Consider the following 23,386-nt stretch of genomic DNA (forward strand, 5'->3'; position numbering starts at 1 on the left):
TATTCCGTGCAGGTTTCTGTCGCCCGAGGTTTTCCAGATCAGTGGCAAGAAAGTTGTTTGACCCGAACAAAAATAATTAAAGGGAAGGACGTACACCATGCAAGCACCTGCCAAGTTCACCACCCATATCGTATTGGCCGCGCTGGGCCTGATCGCCTATCACCAGGCCCAGGCTGCGCGCATCGAACCCGCCGGCAGCGCCTTTACGGCCCAAGGCCCTATCAGTTTTTCCAAAGGCGCGCTGATCAGCGCCGATTGCACCATCAAGGTGGCGGGCAACGTCGCGGCGGATGGTACTTCGGTGAATGTCGACACCGTCGAATTCGAGGGCGGCCTCAAGTGCAGCCGGGTCGAAGCGATCAACTTGCCCTGGGTATTAGTCGCCAAAGACACCAAAAGTGGCTCCATGTCGAAGATCAGCGTGGACGTGCACGCGTTTGGCCTGGGCGGCAAGTGCGGGCCCTCTACCGCCAACGGCACGTGGGACAACGCCACCGGCAAGTTGGAAGCCGCGAATGTCCCGATCGGCGAAGACTGCAAGATCAAGACGGTGTCGATCAAAATGCCGCCGAACTTCAAGGTTGTTGAATAAGCGTCGAATGCGACTGCGGTAATTGAATTGAAATTTGGCTGGAAAGGGAAGTTCTGCAGTTTCACCGTGACCTCTCGTTCATGGCCATTACCCCTGGCGAAATGACTTCGCCATAACATGTGAGGAAAAACAATGAAAAGCTTGAAAACCCTCGTGTCGTTGACTGCTTTGACTGTTTGCATGGGTGCTGCTTCGATGGCGAATGCCTACAGCATCAGTCCTGTCAGCACAAGCTTCACCGCGCCGGGCACTATCTCGGTGAAGTCGCCATCATCCTTCCAGGCCACCGTGAACTGTGGCGCCACCTTTACCGGAAACGTCGATGCGACCGGTGTTGCCAAGATCACGGGCGTCGCGGTCACTGGTGGCGGCCTTTGTGCGCTGCCTAAGATTACCGGTTTGCCTTGGACGTTGACTGCCACCGGCCCTGCTGTCGGGTCGGTTACAAATGTCGGGTACACCATTGCCGCTTCGATTCTGTACCCAGCCTCCAACTGCGGCCCTTCCACCATCGCTGTGGGCTACAGCGGTGGTGTGCTGACCGCTGCCAACCAGACCCTAAGCGGCAGCTGCACCGTGGTGAGCCTGAGCGTTACCCCAAGCCCTGCGCTGACTATCGTGCCTTGAGGAAAGCGTAAGAACGAAGGGCTGATCACCCGTTGAAAAAACTGGCGCCTTGACTGGGCGCCAGTTCATGAATTGCAGGCCGCAAGACGAACCGGCAGGGCTGGCTCAGAGAGATAACAATAAGGAGTGCCGCATGAATAATAAGAAACAACATGTGCAGGTTTTGCTGGGGCTGGCGTTGATTGGCGGGGCTTTGGCGACCGCGCCCGTACAGGCCGGCGGTTTTTCAACACCGACCTACGGGGCGCCGGGCTGGGGGCGGGCATTCGCCGGTGGGTCACTGTTCAAGAACGACCCGAGCTCGGCGTACAACAACCCGGCGGCCATGGCCTTTGTGGAACACAACGTCGCGCAATTTACGGTCGACTACGCGCGCATCAAGATCAAGTACAAGGGCGATGCCTCTGATTATGCGGGCAACCCCATTTCCAATACGCCATTGGATGCTAATGGTTTTCCTGATGTGGCGGCGACCACGGTCAATAACAACGATGGTGGACAAGGCGGGTTTACGGCCTGGTTGCCTACCGGTTTCATGGTCATGCCCCTGGGAGATCGCTTCGCGTTCGGCTTGAGCCAAGTTGTGCCCCAGGGCATGCGCTCCACTTGGAATCAGGACTCGAAACTGCGCGACTTTGCAGTGGACACCAAAATCGAGACCGTGGGGTTGACCGGGTCACTGTCTTTCAAAGTGAATGATCAATTCTCCATCGGTGGTGGCGTGATCGTGCAGCACAGCAAGGGATTCGTCAGCCAGAACATCGACTTGTTGTCTGCCGCCGCAGTGTCCGATTCGGTGCTGGGCGGCATCAATTTCCCATCGGATGTCGGCAGTGCGCTGATGCGTGTCAAAGTTGACAATGTTTCGGCTGGCTGGTTTACCGGCGTCGTCTGGAAGCCCACAGAACGAGATACGCTTGGCTTGAATTACCACGCCAAGATCAAGAACAAGATGACCGGCAAATACAATATCTACGCCGATCAGTTTTCCTACAACCTGATGACCCAACCGAGCCCGTTTGGCGGTAGCGGTACATTGGTGAATACCGCTTACCCAGGGTTGGAGCTGGCGCCGGACGGCGCTCATGCCAAAGTCCAGTTGGACATTCCTGCCACGGCGGGTCTGGACTGGGTACACCAGTTCAACGATCGTTTCACCCTGGGAGCCAGCGTAACCTGGACTGAGTGGTCCTCGTTCAAGGACCTGACGCTTGAGTCCGGCGGCACCACAATTGTGTCCATTCCCTACAACTACAAGAACACCTGGATGTACTCCCTCGGGGGTGACTATCGTGTTACCGATGAGCTGACCCTGCGTGCAGGTGTCGCCCTTGATCAGACCCCTACACGCAATTCGACTCGCGACCCGCGAATCCCGGATGGCGACCGTACATTCCTGTCGTTGGGGGCCGGCTACGACGTGAAAGCAATCAAGGGGTTGAGTGTTGACTTGGCCTATTCCCACCAGTTTGTGCAAGAGGTCAAGCTCAAGACCCAAAACGTTGATCGCCTGGGGGGGGCAAGCCTGAATGGCAAGGCCGAATCTTCAGGTGATGTTGTCTCTGTATCGGCTACCTACGCGTTCTAAGTCAGTGCCCCCACATTGAGGATAAAAGCGCCAAGCACAGCGTGGCGCTTTTATCCTCAATGCTTCGCTTTAACGGGATGCTTACGTAGCCCGTTCATATCTCCTACTTGGCCCGTCTGCGAAATTAATTGCTGTTGGGCAACTCTCCTGCGTATTTAAGAACATATCAGCTGCGCACTTAGTTGCGCGGTTTGGTACTACTCATCGCTCAGATTATTCCTATTTCAGCTTATGTTCAGTTGCAACAAAGTTTCTCTACCCGAACAGCATTAGTTTTCAGGGAAGAGCGCTATGGGTCGAGCACTGATTTGATGATTTGGCTGTATCAAGAGGGCTGTTGTTTGCGCAGAGCTTTTTGAATATGGCCATTACCCCTGGCGAATAACTCGCCTTTCTATGTAAGGAATAGCAATGATGAACTTGAAATCTCTTGTGTCGTTGTCTGCCCTGGTTGTTTGCATGGGTGCCGCTTCCATGGCCAATGCGTACAGCATCACGCCCATCAACACCAACTTCACCGCGCCAGGCACGATCTCGGTGAAATCGCCGTCCTCCTACCAGGCCCCCGTCAACTGTGGGGCTACCTTCACCGGTAACGTCGACGCCTCCGGTGTCGCGAAAATCACCGGCGTTGCCATCACCGGCGGTGGTCTTTGCGACCTGCCCAAGATCACTGGCCTGCCTTGGACATTGACGGCTAATGGTGCCGCAGTCGGCTCAGTGTCGAATGTCGGGTACACCATCGCCGGTTCGATTCTCTACCCCGTCTCCAATTGTGGCGCTTCCACCATCACCGCCAACTACAGCGGTGGCGTGTTGACGGCTTCCAATCAGTCCCTGGCAGGCAACTGCACGGTGGTGAGCCTGAGCGTCAAGCCTACTCCGGCATTCACCGTTGTTCCCTGATTGTTCCTGGATAGCGACTGAAACCAAGGGCTGATCGCCCGCTGAAAGACGGGCGCCTCAACGAGGCGCTCGTCGACGATAGGGCTCGGGCGGTTGAGTGAGAGAGCAGTAAGGAGTGGGGTATGAATGATAAGAAACGACAGCTACAGGTTTTCCTGGGACTGGCGTTGATGGGCGGGCTGACGACCGCAGTGCCTGTGCAGGCTGGCGGTTTTTCCACGCCGACGTATGGGGCTCCCGGTTGGGGGCGAGCGTTCGCTGGCGGCTCGCTGTTCAAGAACGATCCGAGTTCGGCGTTCAACAACCCCGCGGCCATGGCCTTTGTGGACCGCAGCATTGCGCAATTCACGGTCGACTACGCACGCGTCAAGATCCAGTACAAAGGCGCCGCCTTTGATTATGCAGGCAATCCGATTTTCAGCACGCCGTTGGGCGGCGACGGCTTTCCCGACGGCTCGGCGACCACAGCCAACAACAATGAGGGTGGACAAGGTGGATTCACGGCCTGGTTACCCACGGGGTTTATGGTAATGCCGCTGGGGGATCGATTCGCCTTCGGTTTGAGCCAGGTCGTCCCCCAAGGCATGCGTTCCACCTGGGATGAAGACTCCAAACTGCGCGGCTTTGCCGTGGATACCAAAATTGAAACCGTGGGGTTGACGGGGTCCTTGTCGTTCAAGCTCAACGATCAGTTCGCGCTCGGTGGCGGCGTGATCATTCAGCACAGTAAAGGTTTTGTCAGCCAGAACGTCGACCTGTTGTCAGCGGCAGCGGTGTCCGATTCCGAACTGGGCGGTACACCGTTCCCGTCGGACGTCGGTGGCGCCCTGATGCGCATCAAGGTCGACAATATCTCAGCCGGCTGGTTTACCGGCGTCGTCTGGAAACCCACGGGAAAAGACACGCTGGGCCTGAACTACCACGCCAGGATCAAGAACAAGATGACCGGCAAGTACTCCATCCGTGCTGACCAGTTTTCCTACAACCTCCTGACACAACCCAGCCCGTTTGGCGGTAGCGGTACGTTGGTGGGCACGGCGTATCCGGGGCTTGAGCTGTTTCCGGACGGTGCCCACGCCAGTACTCAATTGGATATTCCTGCCACGGCGGGCGTTGACTGGGTGCACCGGTTCAATGATCGATTCACCCTGGGCGCGAGTGTGGTCTGGACGCAGTGGTCGTCGTTCGAAGACCTGACGCTCAAATCCGGCGACATGACGATTGTCTCGATTCCCTACCATTACAAAAACACCTGGATGTACTCCGTCGGTGGAGACTGGCGTGCGACCGATGAGCTGACCTTGCGTGCCGGTGTGGCGATTGACCAGACACCGACCCGCAACTCGACCCGTGACCCTCGGATCCCCGATGGTGATCGCACATTCTTGTCGCTCGGAGCGGGGTATGAGGTCAAAGCCATCAACGGGTTGACGCTGGATGCTGCCTATTCCCACCAGTTCGTCCAAGAGGTCAAGTTGAAGACCAAGAACGTCGATCGGCTGGGGGCTGCGAGCCTGGATGGCAAGGCTGCCTCGTCCGGCGATGTCGTCAGCCTTTCGGCCACCTACGCGTTCTGAGGTTTCAGGGGGGACTTCTTTTCGGCGTGATTGACCTAGCGACCGGTCCGGTCGTTTTTTTTGGCTGCGCATTAAATAATAATTTCAAAACAAAATTTGAATATAGTTTTCGAATTTTGTAGTGTGGCGTTACGCCGCAGTTCATCCGACCTGTTGCACGTAGGCCATACCCTGAATCGAATAGAGGTATCCCCATGGTTATCTGGTTATTGGTGGGCGTCGCAATCGCGATTGCCCTGGCGTATCGACAAGCTGTCGCCACCCTCTGGTTGGGCGCGGGCCTTCTCTGGCTGGCGGCGGGTTACCTGTTCAACGTGGTGGCGGGTGTCGGCACCGCCGTTGCGGCGATCCTGGTGGTGTTGCCCGCGTTGCTGATGACAATCAAACCCCTGCGCCGCAGCGTGCTGACCAGCAGGGCCCTGGGCCTGTTTCGTACGATCATGCCGGCCATGTCTGACACCGAGCGCGCGGCCATCGAGTCCGGCACCGTGTGGTGGGACGCCGAGCTGTTCAGTGGCAAGCCCAATTGGCAGCGCCTGCTGCAGGCGGCTCCCGCCAGCCTGAGCGCGGAAGAGCAAGCCTTCCTCGACAACGAAGTGGAAACCCTGTGCGACATCGCCAACGACTGGGAAACCACCCAGGTCTGGCAGGACATGTCTCCCGAAGGCTGGCAGTACACCAAGGATGCCGGGTTCCTCGGCATGATCATTCCCAAGCAGTACGGCGGCAAAGGTTTCTCTCACTATGCGCACTCGCAAGTGATCATGAAGCTGTCGACGCGCTGCTCGGCGGCAGCGATTTCGGTGATGGTGCCCAATTCCCTGGGGCCGGCTGAATTGCTCTTGCATTACGGCACCGATGCCCAGCGCAATTACTACTTGCCGCGCCTGGCGCGGGGTGAGGACATCCCGTGCTTTGCGCTGACCAGCCCGTATGCCGGCTCGGATGCCGGCGCGATCCCCGACCTGGGCATCGTCTGCAAAGGCCTGCATGAAGGCGAGGAAGTGCTGGGTTTCCGTGTGACCTGGGACAAGCGCTACATCACCCTGGGCCCGATTGCCACGGTGCTCGGCCTGGCGTTCCGCGCCGAAGACCCGGACGGTTTGCTCGGCCAGCCCGGCTCGCTGGGGATCACCTGTGCGTTGATCCCGACGTCCCACCCTGGCGTCAACAGCGGCCGTCGGCATTGGCCGTTGAATGCGGTGTTCCAGAACGGTCCTACCACCGGCAAGGATGTCTTCATTCCGCTGGAGTGGGTGATCGGCGGCCGTGAGCAAATCGGCAACGGCTGGCGCATGTTGATGGAATGCCTGGCGGCCGGCCGGGCGATTTCCCTGCCATCCTCCAACGTCGGCCTGGGCAAGGTCGCGGTGCGTGGTACGACGGCCTATGCGGCGATGCGCAAACAGTTCGGCTTGCCCATCGGTAAGTTCGAAGGCGTGCAGGCGCCCCTGGCGCGCATGGCCGGGCACCTGTATGCCTGCGATGCGGTGCGCAAAGTCTCGGTGGCGTCCCTGGATGCCGGTGAGAAACCCTCGGTGATCTCAGCCATCGCCAAGTACCACGTCACCGAGCGCGCGCGGATGATCGTCAATGACGGCATGGACATCGTCGCCGGCAAGGGCATCTGCATGGGCCCGAACAACTTCCTCGCGCGCGCTTACCAGCAAAGCCCCATCGCCATCACCGTGGAAGGCGCGAACATCATGACGCGCTGCCTGATCATCTTTGGCCAGGGGCTGATCCGTTGCCATCCCTATGTGTTCAGCGAGATGGAAGCGGCGCGTAACCCGGACCGGCGCAAGGCCCTGGAAGACTTCGACCGGGCCATGTTCGGCCATGTGAGTTTCGTGCTGGCTAACACCGTGCGCGCGGCGGTGCATGCGCTGACCGGCGGGCGGCTGCTTTCCGCGCCGGCCAAGACTGACCCGGCACTGGCGTCCTACTACCGCCAAGTCAATCGTCTGTCGGTCGTGCTCGCGCTGATTTCGGACATTTCCATGGGCGTGCTCGGCGGTGCCCTCAAGCGTAAGGAAAGTATCACCGGGCGCCTGGGGGATATTCTGTCGCAGCTGTACATCGTGTCCTGCGTGCTCAAGCGCTTTGAGGATGACGACCGGCCTCAGGCGGATCTGCCGCTGGTGCACTGGTCGGCCCAGGACGCGTTGTTGCGCGCCCATGAAGCGCTGGCCGAAGTGCTCGATAACTACCCCTCGAAAGCCGCCGCCGTGGTCATCAGAGCGTTGACGTTCCCGTTCGGCATACCGCTGCGCAAACCCTCGGACCGCCTGCTGGCCCAAGTGGCCGACGTGGTGCAGACACCGGGCGACACCCGCGACCGTTTGCTGGCCAATTCCTACGTCCCACGCCCGGAAATCGACAAGCTGGCCTACGGCGAACTGGGTTTCCGCTTGTTGCCGCAAGTCGAATTGATCGAGGCCCGTCTCAAGTCCGCCGTCAAACAAGGCCTGATCGAACCGATGCCGATTTCCGCCACGGCCTTCACGGTCTGGCGCGTCAAGGCGCGGGCGCTGGACCTGATCAGCGACGAAGAAGACACCCTGCTGGGGCGCTATGTGGAATACGCCGATCACGGTATCCAGGTGGACGACTTCCCGCAGGACTTCGGGTTGCTGGAGGCCTTGCAGCAACGCAAGCACGCGTTGGAACCAGCCCCCAAACGCCGCAACAGCCAAAGCGAAAACGCCTCGGTCAACTAGGAAAAACCCAATCGATGTGAGAGGGGGCTGAACCACCGCTATCGGGGGCAAGCCCCTCCCACGCAGACCGGGTTTACACGGCCAGTATGTGTTGTGAGTGGATCTATCTATGAGTGACAGTTACCTTTCTTTCGTCAATTCCCCCTGGGGCCGTCGCCTGGCCCAGGCCATCGGCTTGCCGCAACCGTTGCCGCTGCAACGCCATCGCAGCGGCCAGCACGGCCTGGCCAACCCGGTGATCGTCGCCGGGGCAGGGCGCCTGGTTGCCGAAGTGCAGCGGGTGTTCGCGGCCACCGACACGGTCACCGCCACCCCGGCCACGCTCAAGGCGCCGTCCACGGTCAAGGTGCAGGGCGCAGTGTTTGACGCCAGCGCCGTGGCGGATCTGCAGCAACTGGACGCGTTGTACGGGTTCTTCCACGCCAACGCTAAGCGCATTGGCCAGCATGGCCGCGTGGTGGTGCTCGGCACCGCGCCGGAACAGTGCCAGGACCTGCCCCAGGCCATCGCCCAGCGCGCCCTTGAAGGCTTGGTGCGTTCGCTGGCCAAGGAGCTGCGTCGGGCGATCACCGTACAGTTGATCTACGTCGCACCCGGCGCCGAAGACGCGCTGGACAGCAGCCTGCGGTTCTTCCTGTCGCGTCGCTCGGCGTATATCTCAGGGCAGGTGATACGCCTGGAAAAACCGGTGGACGGCCACGTCAGCGTCAATTGGGACAAACCCTTCGCCGGCCGTCGCGCGCTGGTCACCGGCGCCTCCCGTGGCATCGGCCTGGCGATTGCCCAGGTGTTGGCGCGGGACGGCGCCCATGTGGTGTGCGTGGACGTGCCCCAGGCCCAGGCGTCGCTGCAACAGGCGGCGGACAGTGTCGGCGGTTCGGCACTGCCGCTGGACATTACCGCCACCGACGCGGCCTCGCTGTTGCAGGCCCACGTCAGCCAATACGGCGCCTTCGATGTGGTGGTGCACAACGCCGGGATCACCCGGGACAAAACCATCGCGAAGATGACCGAGGATGCCTGGCGCAGTGTGTTGGCCGTGAACTTAGAGGCGCCGTTGCAGCTCAGTCATGCGTTGCTGGACAGCCAGGGCTTGAACCCCGGCGGGCGCATCGTGTGTGTCTCGTCGATTTCCGGCATCGCCGGTAACCTTGGGCAAAGCAATTACGCCACCTCCAAAGCCGGTGTGATCGGCCTGGTGCAGGGCCTGGCACCGCAAGCGGCGACGCAGCACGTCACCGTGAATGCGGTGGCGCCCGGGTTTATCGAGACCCAGATGACCGCGAAAATCCCGCTGATGATCCGCGAAGCGGGGCGGCGCATGAACTCGATGTCCCAGGGCGGGCAGCCCGTCGACGTCGCCGAGACCATCGCCTGGCTGGCGCACCCCGCGTCGGGCGGGGTCAACGGCCAGGTCGTACGCGTGTGCGGCCAAAGCTTGCTGGGAGCCTGAGCCATGGACTACATAACGCAGATCATCGACCCGCCGCCATCCCGCACGCGCTTGCTGCTGGATGGCGTGCGTGCCCTGCGCAAACCCACGCTCGACGGTGCGCCGGTGCTACCCAAGGAACGTCTCGTGCGCTCGGCAGCGCAGTTGTCCGCCGCTGGCATTGAGGCGTATGGCCGCGCCTGTGGCTTTCGTCGCGAGCAGGGCGTGCCGCTGTCCTACCCGCACGTGCTGGCGTTCCCGTTGCACCTGATGTTGCTGACGCGACCGAGCTTCCCGTACCCGGCCAGCGGCATGGTGCACCTGGCCAATCGCATTCGTCAGCATCAGCGCCTGCATGCAGGCCAGGCCTTGCGGCTTGAGGTGTACTGCGAGCGCTGGGTCGCCCATCCCAAAGGCCAGGCGCTGAGCATCGCCACCCGTGCCTACGGCGCCGACACACTGGTATGGGAAAGCGACAGCCTGTACCTGCGCCGGGACGTCAAGGGCCCGGTCGGCGAACCGTGGGATGACGGGCTGCCGTTGCAGGAAGAGGGGCTGTTGCGCACCCAACGCTGGGTGCTACCCGCCGACCTGGGCCGGCGTTTTGCCAAGGTGTCGGGGGATTTCAACCCGATTCACACGTCGGTGATCGGCGCAAAAATATTCGGCTTTCGCCGCGCCATCGCCCATGGCATGTGGACCCTGGGGCGTGCACTCGCCGCGCAGCAACCGCCCGGTGGGTTGGACCAGGCCGAGGCCCATTGTGATTTCAAACTGCCGATCTTCCTGCCGGGCCAGGTTGCGCTGTGGAGTCACCCGGTGACCGGCCCGCGCCGCGAATTCGAAGTGCGCAATTTCGCCGGCGACAAACCCCATATGCGTGGACTGTTCATCTGGAAAGAGAGCGTGGAATGACTGACTACAGCTTCAACCCGGCCCCCGTTCGCCGCGTGGCGATCATCGGCGGTAACCGTATCCCGTTCGCCCGTTCTAACACGGTGTACGCCCACGACAGCAACCAGGACCTGCTGGTCGCCGCCCTGCAGGGCCTGGTCGACCGCTACAACCTGCACGGCCAACGCCTGGGTGAGTTTGCCGCCGGGGCGGTGATCAAGCACTCGCGGGATTTCAACCTGGCGCGTGAGTCGCTGCTCTCCACCACGTTGTCCCCGGACACGCCGGCCTACGACGTGCAACAAGCCTGCGGCACCGGCCTGGAGGCGGCCTTGTTGGTGGCCAACAAGATCGCCCTCGGCCAGATCGAGGTCGGCATCGCCGGCGGTGCCGACACCACCTCCGACGCGCCCATCGGTATCAACGAATCCCTGCGCCACACCTTGCTCGCGGCCAACCGCGCCAAGGGCATGGGCGACAAGCTGAAGGCGCTGTTCAAGGTCCGACCGTCGATGCTGTTCAAGCCGTTGTTGCCGCGCAATGGCGAGCCACGTACCGGCTTGTCCATGGGCGAACACTGCGAAGAAATGGCCAAGCGCTGGCAGATCAAGCGCCTGGCCCAGGATGAATTGACCCTCACCAGCCACCAGCGCCTGGATGCAGCCTATAAACGCGGTTTCTTCGATGACCTGATCAGCCCCCATCGCGGCCTGGCGAAGGACAACAACCTGCGCGCCGACGCCAGCCTGGAGAAGCTCGCCGGCTTGTCCCCGGCCTACGACCGGCAAAACGGCACGCTCACCGCGGGCAATTCCACGCCGCTGACCGATGGCGCCTCGGTGGTGTTGCTGGCCAGCGAGGAATGGGCGGCCGAGCACGGTTGGCCGGTGTTGGCCTACCTGCGTACCGGCGAAACCGCCGCCGTGAATTTCGTCGACGGCACCGAAGGCCTGCTGATGGCCCCGGCGTACGCGGTGCCGCGCATGCTCAAGCGCGAAGGCCTGAGCTTCAACGACTTTGATTTCTTCGAGATCCACGAAGCCTTCGCCGCCCAAGTGCTGTGCACGCTCAAGGCCTGGGAAGACGCCGACTATTGCCGCGACCGTCTAGGCTTGGACGCGCCGCTGGGTGCCATCGACCGCGCCAAAATGAACGTCAACGGCGGCTCCCTCGGCTGTGGTCACCCGTTCGCCGCCACCGGTGGCCGGCAATTGGCGGCGCTGGCCAAGCTCATCCATGAGAACGGGGGCGGGCGCGGCCTGATTTCCATCTGCGCGGCGGGCGGGCTGGGCATTACCGCCATCGTCGAAAAGTAGCTCTATCAAAAACAACAACAAGGAGACTGCCATGAACGCTGTAAGCCTGGAACACACCGAACGGATCTGGTTGAACGCTTACCTGCCCGGCGTCCCGGCGGATATCGAGGCCGGTATCGAAGACTACCCGTCGCTGCGCGAGGTGTTCCTGGAACACCTGGAGAAGTTTCGCGAGCGAGTGGCCTACGTCAGCATCGGCACCGAAATGACCTACGCCGACTGGCAGGTGCAAGGCATTGCCTTTGCCGCCTGGCTACAAGGGCAGGGCGTCAAGAAAGGCGACCGCGTCGCGCTGATGATGCCCAATTGCTTGCAGTACCCGATCTGCCTGCTGGGCACGATCCTGGCCGGCGCGGTGGTGGTCAACGTCAACCCGCTGTACACCGGCCATGAGCTCAAGCATTTGCTCAAGGACAGCGGCGCCGAAACCGTGGTGATCTTCGAAAACTTCGCGCATACCCTGGAAAAAGTCATTACCGGCAGCAGCGTGAAACGCGTGGTGATCGCCGCCATCGGTGATTTGCTCGGCACCTTCAAGGGCGCGGCGATGAACTTCATCCTGCGCAGCGTGCAAAAGCAGGTGCCGGCGTTCAACCTGCGTGGCTCGGTGCGCTTCAACCAGGTGTTGAAACAGGGGCGGGCGCTCAACCACTTCCCGGTGGAGATGCACCTCGACGACCTGGCCTTCCTGCAATACACCGGCGGCACCACCGGCGATGCCAAGGGCGTGATGCTCAGCCACCGCAATATCATCGCCAACCTGTTGCAAGCCAAGGCCTGGGTGGGGGATCAACTGGACCAGGACAAACAGGAAACCAACGTCACCTTGCTGCCGCTGTACCACATCTTTTCCCTGACGGTGAATTGCCTGATGTTCATGTGCCTGGGCGGGCGCAATATCCTCATCGCCAACCCGAGGGACGTGAAGCGGGTGCAGATGATCCTGCGCAAGGAGCGCTTCAACGGCATTGCCGGGGTCAACACCTTGTTCAACGGTTTGCTGGAGAACAAGGCGTTTTGCGCGCGGGACTTTTCCGACCTGCGCATGGTGATTGCGGGCGGCATGGCCACCCACACGGCGGTGGCCAAACGCTGGAAGGAAGTCACCGGACTGCCGATCATCGAGGGCTACGGCCTGACCGAGTGTTCGCCGGTGGTGAGCATCAGCCCGATCAACATTGCGCGCATGCGCGAGATGGAGTTCACCGGCAGCATCGGGGTGCCATTACCCTCGACCTGGGTACGCTTTCTGCGCGAAGACGGCGCGCTGGCCGAGATCGGCGAGCCGGGCGAACTGCAAGTGCGCGGGCCGCAGGTGATGCAGGGCTACTGGAAACGCCCGGAGGCCACCGCCGAAGTGCTGGATGCCGAGGGGTGGCTGTCGACCGGTGATATCGGCGTGATGGACGCGCGCGGTTACATTCGCCTGGTAGACCGTAAGAAGGACATGATCCTGGTCTCCGGCTTCAACGTGTACCCCAATGAAATCGAAGATGTAGTCGCGTTGCACCCTGGGGTGGGAGAAGTGGCGGCGATTGGGGTGGAAGATGGCGTGACCGGGGAGAAGGTCAAGATCATCGTGGTGCGCAAGGACCCGAACCTGACCCAGGAGCAGCTCCTGGCGCATTGCCGGGAGTACCTGACGGGTTACAAGATGCCGAAGTATGTGGAGTTCCGCACCACCGAGTTGCCCAAGACCACCGTGGGCAAAGTGCTGCGTCGGGCCTTGCGCTAGCGCGAACGTGTCGATGATCTAAATGTGGGAGGGGGCTTGCCCCCGATGGCTGTGCATCAGCTAGAAATACACAGGCTGACACTCCGCCATCGGGAGCAAGCCCCCTCCCACAGGGGATCTTTACTGTGTTTCAGACCGCGTTCACGGTGACCCAGCGCTCTTCACGGGCCGCCACGCGAATCGCCGTCGCCAGCCGCTCCACCTCCCACGCCGCTTCAAAGTCCGTACCCTCCGCACCCTGACCGGCCACGGCCATGATCAGCTCCTGCACCTCCAGCGTCTTCAGTTCGTTGTACCCCAACTGATGCCCGGCCGCCGGGCTGAAGGCCGCATAACCCGCAAGGGCAGGGCCGGCGAGTAATCGCTGGAAGCCGTCCTGACCCTCGCGACACACCCGCAACTCGTTCAAACGCTCTTGATCGAACGCCAGGGTGCCTTTGGTCCCGCTGATTTCAAAGCCCAGGTGATTCTTGTAGCCCTGCTTGAGCCAGCTACTGCTCACGGTGCCACGTGCGCCGTTGGCGAAACGCAGCAGGGCGTGCACCTGATCATCCACTGCAATCGACTTCAGCTCGGCGCTGCCTTTGACGGCCGGGCGCCGGGCGTGAACGGTCTGCGTATCGGCACACACACTCACCACATCACCGACCAGATAACGCGCCATCGACAACAAATGACTGCCCAGGTCCGCCAAGGCGCCACCGGCATGTTCCACTTCGCAACGCCACGACCATGGCGAGGCCGGGTCGGCCATGAAGTCCTCGCTGAATTCACCTTGGAAGCTGATGATGTCGCCAAGGTCGCCATCGACAATCATCTGCCGTGCCAGCGAGATCATCGGGTTGTGCTGGTAGTTGTAGCCCACCCGCGTCACCACCCCGGCCGCACTGGCGGCGCGGCGCATGGCGTCGGCTTGTTCCAGGCTCACGGCGAGGGGTTTTTCGCAGTACACCGCCTTGCCCGCGGCAATCGCCGCCATCGCCATGGGGTAGTGCAGGTGGTTGGGGGTGGTGATGGCCACCACTTCGACGCTGGGATCATTGATCAATGCTTGCCAATCGCCATGAGCCTGGGCGAATCCCCAGGCCGTGGCGCAGCGCTGCGCGCGCTCGGTGTCGGCATCGGCCAGGGCGGCCAGCTTCAGGTGTACCGGCAACTCGAACACTGCGCGGGCGTTATTGAAGGCCAGCGCATGGGCGCGGCCCATGAAGCCTGTGCCGATCAAGCCGATTCCGAGTTCACGCATCGTCGTGGTCCTTTGCATTATTGTTTTCAGAAGGCGTATTAATGGAATAAAAATTCCCAAATATCAATAGATAGAATAAAAATTCATTGATACGTCGACGATCACCTCGGCGAATAGAGCTACATTCACCATGCGGCCAAATGCCTTCAGTTAACAAAAGATAACGTAGCGCCGATTGTCAGACGATTCGAAAGCCCGATAGGATGGCCCCTGCTTCCTCCAGGCGCTCTAGATTGCAGGTTTCAAGGCCCCGGAAGGCAGGCGATAACAATAATAATGGGAGAAAGGTCTATGAGTGAGCCTGTCATGGGTTGGGTTGTTTGCCGCCCACGTGCCGCACGCAGGGTTGCGTTGCTGGCCACAGCGCTCTCGTTGCTGGTCGGTGGCGTGTCAGTCACGCCGGCACTGGCAGCCAGCGATACCGTCGCAACGCCTGCGTTTGCGATTGAATCCCCCAAGGCCGCCAAAGGCCTGATGATCGACGTCGTCCACGCGGGCAAGCGGCTGGTGGCGGTCGGTGACCGCGGGCACATCCTCTATTCCGATGACCAGGGCAGCACCTGGACCCAAGCCAAAGTCCCCACCCGGCAACTGCTCACGGCGGTGTTTTTTATCGATGACAAACAGGGCTGGGCGGTCGGCCACGATGCGCAAATCCTTGCCAGCTCCGACGGCGGCGCCACCTGGACCCAGCAATACCAGGACCTCAAGCGCGAAGCCCCTTTACTCGATGTATGGTTCAACGACGCCAACCACGGCCTGGCCGTGGGCGCCTACGGTGCGCTGATCGAAACCACCGACGGCGGCAAGACCTGGCAAGACGTCAGCGACCGCCTCGACAACGAAGACCAGTTCCACCTCAACGCCATCGCCCACATCAAGGACGCCGGCCTGTTCATCGTCGGCGAGCAAGGGAGCATGTTCCGCTCCAGCGACGACGGCCAGACCTGGGAAAAACTCGAAGGCCCCTACGAGGGCTCGCTGTTTGGTGTGATCAGCACGGCGCAGCCGCAAACCCTGCTGGCTTATGGCTTGCGCGGCAACCTGTACCGCTCCACAGATTTCGGCAGCACCTGGGAGCCCGTCGAATTGAACGCGGCGCGGGGAGCGCTCGAGTTTGGTTTGTCGGGCGCGACCTTGCTGGAGGATGGCTCCCTTGTCGTCGTTGGTAACGGCGGCAGCGTGGTGGTCAGTCATGACGATGGGGTGACCTTCAGCGTGTTCAACCGCCCGGACCGTATCTCGCTGTCGTCCGTGACGGCGGCGGGCAACGGTAACTTGATTCTGGCCGGGCAGGGCGGTGTGCGTGTTGCCACGCCGACCGGCGCTGAACCGACAAAACAATAAGAAGGGCGGGGATAGAATGAGCAGTCATCACAACGATAAAGCGACCTTTCTTGAGCGCCTGATTTTCAACAACCGCCCGGCAGTGATCGTCATCTGCCTGCTGGTGAGTATCTTCCTGTTCTGGCAGGCGACGTTGATTCGCCCGTCCACCAGCTTCGAAAAAATGATCCCCCTCAAGCACCCCTTCATCGAAAAGATGATGGAGCACCGCAACGACCTGGCGAACCTGGGCAACACCGTGCGGATCTCGGTGGAAGCCAAGGACGGTGACATTTTCACGAAGGAGTACATGGAGACCCTGCGCCAGATCAACGATGAGGTGTTCTACATCTCCGGCGTCGACCGCTCGGGCCTCAAGTCGCTGTGGAGCCCCAGCGTGCGCTGGACCGAAGTCACCGAAGAGGGCTTTGCCGGCGGTGAAGTGATCCCGCAGAGCTACAACGGCTCGCCACAAAGCCTCGACCAGCTGCGCAACAACGTGCTCAAGTCCGGCCAGGTCGGGCGCCTGGTGGCCAACGACTTCAAGTCGAGCATCGTCGACATCCCGCTGCTGGAGTCCTACCCGGACCCGCAGGACCAGGGCAAGCTGCTGGCCTTGGACTACCGCAAGTTTTCCCATGAACTGGAAGACAAGATCCGCGACAAGTTCGAAGCCCAGAACCCCAACGTCAAGATCCACATTGTCGGTTTCGCCAAGAAAGTCGGTGATTTGATTGATGGGCTGGTGATGGTGGTGCTGTTCTTCGGCGTTGCATTCGTCATTACCTTGATCCTGTTGCTTTGGTTCACCAACTGCCTGCGCAGCACGGTCGCGGTGTTGAGCACCACGCTGGTGGCGGTGGTCTGGCAACTCGGCTTGATGCACTTTTTCGGTTTCGGCCTGGATCCGTATTCGATGCTGGTGCCGTTCCTGATCTTCGCCATCGGTATTTCCCACGGTGTGCAAAAGATCAACGGTATCGCCCTGCAATCCAGCGACGCGGACAACGCGCTGACGGCTGCGCGGCGCACCTTTCGGCAACTGTTCCTGCCGGGGATGATTGCGATCCTGGCCGACGCGGTGGGCTTCATCACACTGCTGATCATCGACATCGGCGTGATCCGTGAACTGGCCATCGGCGCGTCCATCGGTGTCGCGGTGATCGTGTTTACCAACCTGATCCTGCTGCCGGTAGCGATTTCCTATGCCGGCATCAGCCAGCGCGCCATCGCCCGGAGCAAGAAGGACGCACACCGCGACCATCCGTTCTGGCGCCTGCTGTCGAAATTCGCCAGTGCCAAAGTGGCGCCGGTCTCGATTCTGCTCGCGCTGGTCGCCTTCGGCGGCGGCCTCTGGTACAGCCAGAACCTGAAGATCGGCGACCTCGACCAGGGCGCGCCGGAACTGCGTCCGGACTCGCGCTACAACAAAGACAACAACTTCATCATCAGCAACTATTCCACCAGTTCCGACGTGCTGGTGGTGATGGTCAAGACCAAGGCCGAAGGCTGCTCGCGCTATGAAGCCATGGCGCCCATCGATCAGTTGATGTGGAAGATGCAGAACACCGAAGGCGTGCAATCGGCGATCTCGCTGGTGACCGTGTCCAAGCAGATGATCAAGGGCATGAACGAGGGCAACCTGAAATGGGAAACCCTGTCGCGCAACCCGGATGTGCTGAACAACTCCATCGCCCGTGCCGATGGCTTGTACAACAACAATTGCTCGCTGGCGCCGGTGCTGGTGTTCCTCAACGACCACAAGGCCGAAACCCTCGACCGCGCCGTGCATGCGGTGCAGGACTTCGCCAAGGAAAACAACAAGGACGGCCTGGAATTCATCCTCGCCGCCGGTAACGCCGGGATCGAAGCCGCCACCAACGAGGTGATCAAGGAGTCGGAGCTGACTATCCTGATCCTGGTGTACCTGTGCGTGGCGACCATGTGCATGATCACCTTCCGCTCCTGGGCGGCGACCCTGTGCATCGTGTTGCCGCTGGTGCTGACCTCGGTGCTGGGTAACGCGCTGATGGCGTTCATGGGCATCGGTGTCAAGGTCGCGACCTTGCCGGTGGTGGCCCTGGGCGTGGGGATTGGCGTCGACTACGGCATCTACATCTACAGCCGCCTGGAAAGCTTCCTGCGCGCTGGCTTGCCGCTGCAAGAGGCGTATTACCAGACGCTCAAATCCACCGGTAAAGCCGTGCTGTTTACCGGCCTGTGCCTGGCAATCGGCGTGTGCACCTGGATCTTCTCGGCCATCAAGTTCCAGGCCGACATGGGCCTGATGCTGACGTTCATGCTGCTGTGGAACATGTTCGGCGCGCTGTGGCTGCTGCCGGCGCTGGCGCGGTTCCTGATCAAGCCCGAGAAGCTGGCAGGGCAGAAGGGCAACTCGTTGTTTGCCCACTGAGCCCTGTGGTGAGGGTGTTCACGCCCTCACCACAGAGAGGCCGTATCACTGGCTTGCGCGCTGTCCTGGCGCGATCGCCAGGAAAATGCTGTCGACGGGTGGGGTGATCAAGACGTAGATGATACGGCTGAGCGGCACGCCGCCGGGTTCTTGCTGGTGGCGCAAGGCGTCTTGGACGTGTTGTTTAAGCAGGTCCTTTTGCGTGTATTTGCGCTGCTCCGGCAGTTTCAGGTGCGCACGGGTGTAGCGATTGGGGGCTGCGTCGGCGGTTGCGTAATGGAAGTGGGCGTACCACAACACCTGCGCGGGTTTTTTGGCTGTGTCGTACACGGCGTATTCGGTGAAGAAGTCGCCACTGAGGGTCGGACGTTCCGGGTCCGCCCGGCTCGTCAGGTTGATATCGATCTGTTGATGTTCCCACAAGTAATTGAGGCTCTCCTGCGTCGGCCATTGCCGCTTGTAGGCCTCACTGCACACGCGCTCCGCCAGCCGAGTGATGTCCCGGGCTTGCGCCAGGTATTCATCGATCAGGCGCTGGACCGCGGGTTTGCCGGCAAGGTGATCCCGTTTCAGTTCATCGGCCAGGGCCGTGAATTTATTCGCGTGCCGGGTCAACAGTTCATCCCAGTCTGCTGGGTTGACCTGTTGTCGGGTGAGCTGGGCGTCGAGTTTCAGCTGGTCTGTGCTGATCACCTGCTCAATGCCTTTGCGCTGCGCTGTCAGGTCCTGCGCCAGACCTTTGAGCGTGGCCAGCGTGCGGGCCTGCGGTTGGGGTTTCGTTGGAGAAGAGGGGGCATCGGTCTTCGCTGCCCAGCCGTCTGCATGTGGGCTGAATGAAGCAATGGTTTCGCCGGTCAGCGTATCGGTGAGGGTGAACTGCTCCTCGGCACCCGGTGTATCGGCCGGCTTGAAGTCACCGATGAGGTACGCCTTTTTCCTGGTTTTGAACACTCGCTTGGCCGGACTTTTGGGCCGTAGGGTTTTTGACAACGGCAGCTCGACGTCCAGCGCTTCCTGCTTGCGCACCACTGACTCCAGCTCGCGTTGCGCCAGCGCCTGGGCGTATTCAAGCCCCTCCAGCAGGCGGTCGGCCTCCGGGCGCAGACGCCGTGGGTTGAGGGCCTTGAGGGCACGAATGGCATCCTCATAGCGGCGGTACTGCTCGAGGACGGTCTCATACACATTACGCTGCTCGGCCAGCGTGAATTCGACGCCGCTGCGTACTTCGACGTGAGACTGCAGGGCTTGGATCAGGTCGGTCTGCTCAAGGCGATTGAGGTAAAAGTCTTCTTGGGGTGGCAGCAGCCGATCGGCGGTCGCCACACTGGCGGCGGCGAGATAGTTCAGCGCATTGAGTTTCAGGTTGTCGGAGAAAAAATTCTGCGGGTACTGGATCTGCGCCAGGCATTCCTGGCGCAGTGCGCGGCCTGCCGACGAGTCTTGCTCCAGTTGTTCAAGGGTGGTTTCCATCGCCGCGGACACCTCGGCCATGTGTTGGCGGATGTTCGCCGACTCCACGGTGTTGCTGATGTATTCGTCGTAGATCGTGGAGTCGCCCAGCAAATGGTCGATAAACATTCTGCCCCCCATCTCTGCCATCGGTTCACCGGCGATGGAAAAACGCATGGAGTTCAACCGGCCCAAGAGCAGGGTACTGATGAGCAATTGCTGGTCCCAGATGGTTTTGAGGATTTTCGCCCGGTCATGCACATGCACGCTGGCGCCGCCGACTCTTTCCAGTTCCTGACCAAGCTTGACCATTTCCAGGCGTGGGGTCAGCGATTGGGCAAATTGCACTTCCAGGTTGTGCAGCAGAACCTGAAACTCGGTACGCAGTTCCCGGTGCTTAAGTGCCTCCTTCATGTGGCGCGCTTCAAGGGCCGGCTGTTGTGCTTCAGTGGCTTTTTGCAGCAGATTCCACACCAGTTGCGCGGTTTTACGTTGCTTTTTCAGGGCCTCAAGCGCCGGTGATATTCGGCTGATTGACGACTGGAACGGCGCCATCACTTCCGTCATTTCGGCGTTGAGTGCGTACATGTGTGCGACCAGTTGGTCCTTTCTACGCAGGTTTTCCTCGCGCAACGCCGCCATTCGCTTCGGGCCGCCGCCTATCAGCTTGATCCCACGGTCCAGGGACCAGTGGCCTTTGCCATCGGATTTAAGCTTGATGCCCGGATGGTCTATTTTCTCTGGATGAATGATGAAGACTTCGTTGAAGCCCGGAACAATACTGACCCTGAATAACAGGGCCGCGACCGAGGCATGCCATCGGCCGTTGATAGTGTACAAACCCTGATGTGGGCCGATTTGGATCGGCTCCGGCGCCGGCACAGGCCAGGGGACGTTGACCGCCCGCAGCTTTTTCAGCAGTTTTGCCGAAGCGCCGTCGCCGGCCAGGGAGTGGTCAAAGTCCAGCAGCGTGCGGCCGCCGCCCGGCGGTTCGGCGGGCAGGCCGACGGCGCCCCGTTCAACCACCGGCGCCCGGCTCGCTCCCTGGCCGGGCACGGGCTGGCGAATGAGGGGCTGCTCATCGAGCGCGGCGCTTTCGTGGGGCGTGCCGGGGAACCCATGATGCAGCATCAGCATGCCGATGTTGAGCAGCAGATCGACCCACGCCAGCTCCCGAGCGGTGGGGTCGTCACTCTCGAGTGCCGGCAGGTCGTGCTGCAGGCCTTGCGCCAGTTGCATCAGCCAACCGACGGCCGCGAGCGGTCCGCGCACGGCGATCAACAGCGTGTTGAACCCTAACTGCATACCTTCGAGAATCAATGCCCAGCGACTTTCGTTGTTGGACGTTGACTCACGTGCGGCCTGGTCCAACAGCTGCCGGGTTTCACTGCCAAACAGGTACTCCATGAGTGTGCCATTGCCGAGGGCCTGACGGATTTCGTCGCCCGTCTCGTCATCCGCCTGGGCCAGCTGTGCGGGCGCCGGCACCCTGGGCAGGCTGTCGAAATCCGAACCGATGCCGACACGTACGTAGTGGGGCTGGGTAAAGCCGCCGTTGCTGTAGATCGCCCTGGCGAGGTCCGGCAGCCACGTCAGGATACTGTCCTGCAGTGGGCCAGGTTGCACGATGGCGGCGAGCAGTTGCTCGCGGCTGGCAAACTCCTGCAGCGAATCGCGATAGGCTGGGCGATAAAGCAGGTGCGGCCCCTGCCGGGTATCAAGCGGCTCGATGATGAACATGTTTTGCACCACGTCCGCCGTAGCGCCGGGTTTGCGCACAAACGCCAGCGGGCGGATGACGATGTCGTCGCCGTCGACCTGGCGCTCAGCGGGGTCCAGGTTGACCACGGCATTCACACAACGAACCCCGCGCAGCGTCAGGCCCGCTTCGGCCTTGATCTTGTGTTCTAGTGCCTGGGTTTTCAGGTGCACAGGCCGCTGCTGCTGAAACAACTGCCGGCGTTTTTGCGCCGCCTCGGTGTCGCTCATCAATGCTTGGCGCAGGTATTCAGGGTAGTTTTTGCCGATGTCGACACGCTGTATCAACCTCAGGATATAGTCGGCGGTCAACCACGCTTCCAGCGCCCTGCCGGTGCGATGGCTGAGTGTCAGGCGACCTTTGGGTTTCCCTGAGAGGTTTTTCAGCGCCAGGTCCACCAGGCTCATGGAAACCGGCTCGACATAACCGCCTTCAAGGCTGCCCACTGCAACGTGAAAGGTCAGCACCAGGTCGTCGGCACGGTACCCGCTGGACAGTGAGCCGGCATCGCAGGTGCGCTGGCCGCGCAGGGCGCCGGCGCGGTCCAGGCACAGTTGGTGGTCCAAATGCTGGGCTGCATAGCTGCGCAGTGTATCCAGGCCATCGAAGTCTGAGTCGCCGAGTGTCAGGCGCCGGATACCGGCTTGTTCAAGCACGCATTGGCGGTAGGCAATGCGGTCACCGGCGCTGGCGTTTTTCAGCCAGTCGGGAAGAGCTGCCTGGAGGCGCGGCAGGCCGGACAGGGGCAGGGCGGATGCTTGGGTGAGCAGCCGTGCCGGATCAGTGACCCGCGCAAACAACTGCTCCAGCGCCTCTACGCTGGAACGCGCCGGAAGCTGGAGGGCCGCGAGATCTTCCAACTGCTGGTTCAGTATCAGCCCGGCTTGGACTTCGAAAATATCGCCATCGGGTTCGTATTGCTGCCAGGTGATTTTGTCGGCGCTGAAGCGCTGTTGCAGGGCGTCGCCCCATGCTTTGCCGAAGGCATCCAGGTCGGGGAATGGCGTGACTTCCCCTGACAGGCGACACAGCAAGACGTGTTCGCGGCAGACCAGCAAAAGGTCGCAGGCTTGCCGGGCGAGTTGAGTGCCCGCCTGAGTCACCTGCGTTTCCAGGGTATAGGCGTGGACCGCGTTATCGGGCCAGGCTTGGCGGGCGCGTGTGCTTCGGTCAGGGTAGCGGTTCAATGCGCTGATGACGTTCAGGTACTTGGCGTTGGCGCCCACCTGGCGAATGGCTGAGTCGAGCAGCGCGCCTTGCAGCACCACGGCCAGCCACTTCCAGCGGCTGCCACCGGCGTCGCTGTCCTGGCTCCAATAGTTGGCCAAGGCGTCTTGGAAGCTGACGAACAGAATCAGTGGCAGCTCTCTGATGACCGCTTCGATGACCTCCAGATCATAGTCGCGAGGTCCATTGGCGTCATAGCGGAGCCGAGTGCCGGTGGCGTCGCTCAAGTAGCTGTCCAGGCCACCGCGTGGCGACACGTCGGGAAAGCTGCCGTCCGCCATATGGGTGAGCGCCACGTCCAGCAGCGGTAGCAGCGCCCGGCCGCCACCCTCCCGGGGCACGGCCAGCCGCAGGTCATCGAGGGGAGTCGTCAGGGGAGGGTATTTTTCCGCCAGGTGGAGGGCCAGCAACTGCGTGGTGACGGAGCGCACTGTCGGTCGCGTGAGAAATTGAGCCTCAACCACTTGTCGGGTTGGGTGTGCAGGCGGGAACGAGTTCGGGTCTGTCATGGGTATTCCTTTACAGGGGATAAAGACGCGCCAGCCCAAAGTAAAGGGTTGCGTTGCCGCGAGGCGGTAG

The 23,386-nt window shown here is 61.2% G+C and carries 14 protein-coding genes; 12 read left to right on the top strand and 2 right to left on the bottom strand.

The window, feature by feature from the left end:
- The first annotated feature begins 97 nt into the window (after positions 1 to 97).
- The 10 genes from praA (at position 98) to BM403_RS04610 (ending at position 13,387) form a co-directional block, all read left to right on the top strand.
- Positions 98 to 592, top strand: a complete 495-nt coding sequence (gene praA, locus BM403_RS04565) for an alkane oxidation protein activator PraA (RefSeq protein ID WP_093541782.1) — start codon at positions 98 to 100, stop codon at positions 590 to 592.
- Between the two features lie 132 nt (positions 593 to 724).
- Entirely contained in the window at positions 725 to 1,219 is a 495-nt protein-coding gene (gene praB / locus BM403_RS04570) for an alkane oxidation protein activator PraB (RefSeq protein ID WP_012724681.1), read from the top strand.
- A gap of 133 nt (positions 1,220 to 1,352) precedes the next feature.
- Positions 1,353 to 2,807: an outer membrane protein transport protein gene (locus BM403_RS04575; protein ID WP_012724680.1), complete on the top strand. Its 1,455-nt coding sequence runs from the start codon at positions 1,353 to 1,355 to the stop codon at positions 2,805 to 2,807.
- Between the two features lie 411 nt (positions 2,808 to 3,218).
- The gene (praB, locus tag BM403_RS04580; RefSeq protein WP_012724679.1) at positions 3,219 to 3,713 is read left to right on the top strand and encodes an alkane oxidation protein activator PraB; all 495 of its coding nucleotides are present in this window, start codon (positions 3,219 to 3,221) and stop codon (positions 3,711 to 3,713) included.
- A 122-nt stretch (positions 3,714 to 3,835) separates the two neighbouring features.
- Complete coding sequence (locus BM403_RS04585; protein ID WP_093541784.1) at positions 3,836 to 5,290, top strand: outer membrane protein transport protein; 1,455 nt, start codon at positions 3,836 to 3,838, stop codon at positions 5,288 to 5,290.
- Between the two features lie 194 nt (positions 5,291 to 5,484).
- Positions 5,485 to 8,010 (top strand): acyl-CoA dehydrogenase, encoded by a 2,526-nt coding sequence (locus BM403_RS04590; RefSeq protein ID WP_093541786.1) that lies wholly within the window; start codon positions 5,485 to 5,487, stop codon positions 8,008 to 8,010.
- Between the two features lie 109 nt (positions 8,011 to 8,119).
- The gene (locus tag BM403_RS04595; RefSeq protein WP_093541788.1) at positions 8,120 to 9,463 is read left to right on the top strand and encodes a 3-oxoacyl-ACP reductase; all 1,344 of its coding nucleotides are present in this window, start codon (positions 8,120 to 8,122) and stop codon (positions 9,461 to 9,463) included.
- A gap of 3 nt (positions 9,464 to 9,466) precedes the next feature.
- Positions 9,467 to 10,357, top strand: a complete 891-nt coding sequence (locus BM403_RS04600) for a MaoC/PaaZ C-terminal domain-containing protein (RefSeq protein ID WP_093541790.1) — start codon at positions 9,467 to 9,469, stop codon at positions 10,355 to 10,357.
- Positions 10,354 to 11,652, top strand: coding sequence for an acetyl-CoA C-acetyltransferase (locus tag BM403_RS04605; RefSeq protein ID WP_093541792.1), 1,299 nt, complete (start codon positions 10,354 to 10,356; stop codon positions 11,650 to 11,652). The genes BM403_RS04600 and BM403_RS04605 overlap by 4 nt, the downstream gene beginning before the upstream one ends.
- Positions 11,653 to 11,683: 31 nt before the next feature.
- Positions 11,684 to 13,387 (top strand): AMP-binding protein, encoded by a 1,704-nt coding sequence (locus BM403_RS04610; RefSeq protein ID WP_012724673.1) that lies wholly within the window; start codon positions 11,684 to 11,686, stop codon positions 13,385 to 13,387.
- A gap of 130 nt (positions 13,388 to 13,517) precedes the next feature.
- Here the strand turns inward: BM403_RS04610 and BM403_RS04615 are convergent, their stop codons facing one another.
- Positions 13,518 to 14,633: a Gfo/Idh/MocA family protein gene (locus BM403_RS04615; RefSeq protein ID WP_093541794.1), complete on the bottom strand. Its 1,116-nt coding sequence runs from the start codon at positions 14,631 to 14,633 to the stop codon at positions 13,518 to 13,520.
- A 306-nt stretch (positions 14,634 to 14,939) separates the two neighbouring features.
- Between BM403_RS04615 and BM403_RS04620 the strand changes: the two genes are divergently transcribed.
- Positions 14,940 to 15,980 carry a WD40/YVTN/BNR-like repeat-containing protein gene (locus BM403_RS04620; protein ID WP_080567199.1) on the top strand — a complete coding sequence of 347 codons (1,041 nt, stop codon included), beginning with the start codon at positions 14,940 to 14,942 and terminating at the stop codon, positions 15,978 to 15,980.
- A gap of 16 nt (positions 15,981 to 15,996) precedes the next feature.
- The gene (locus BM403_RS04625) at positions 15,997 to 18,372 is read left to right on the top strand and encodes an efflux RND transporter permease subunit (RefSeq protein ID WP_012724670.1); all 2,376 of its coding nucleotides are present in this window, start codon (positions 15,997 to 15,999) and stop codon (positions 18,370 to 18,372) included.
- A gap of 45 nt (positions 18,373 to 18,417) precedes the next feature.
- Here the strand turns inward: BM403_RS04625 and BM403_RS04630 are convergent, their stop codons facing one another.
- A complete protein-coding gene (locus BM403_RS04630; protein ID WP_093541796.1) occupies positions 18,418 to 23,316 on the bottom strand; it encodes a dermonecrotic toxin domain-containing protein in 4,899 nt (1,632 codons plus the stop codon).
- Positions 23,317 to 23,386: the final 70 nt, after the last annotated feature.

This window comes from Pseudomonas sp. OV546, assembly GCF_900116845.1.
Lineage (GTDB): Bacteria > Pseudomonadota > Gammaproteobacteria > Pseudomonadales > Pseudomonadaceae > Aquipseudomonas > Aquipseudomonas petroselini.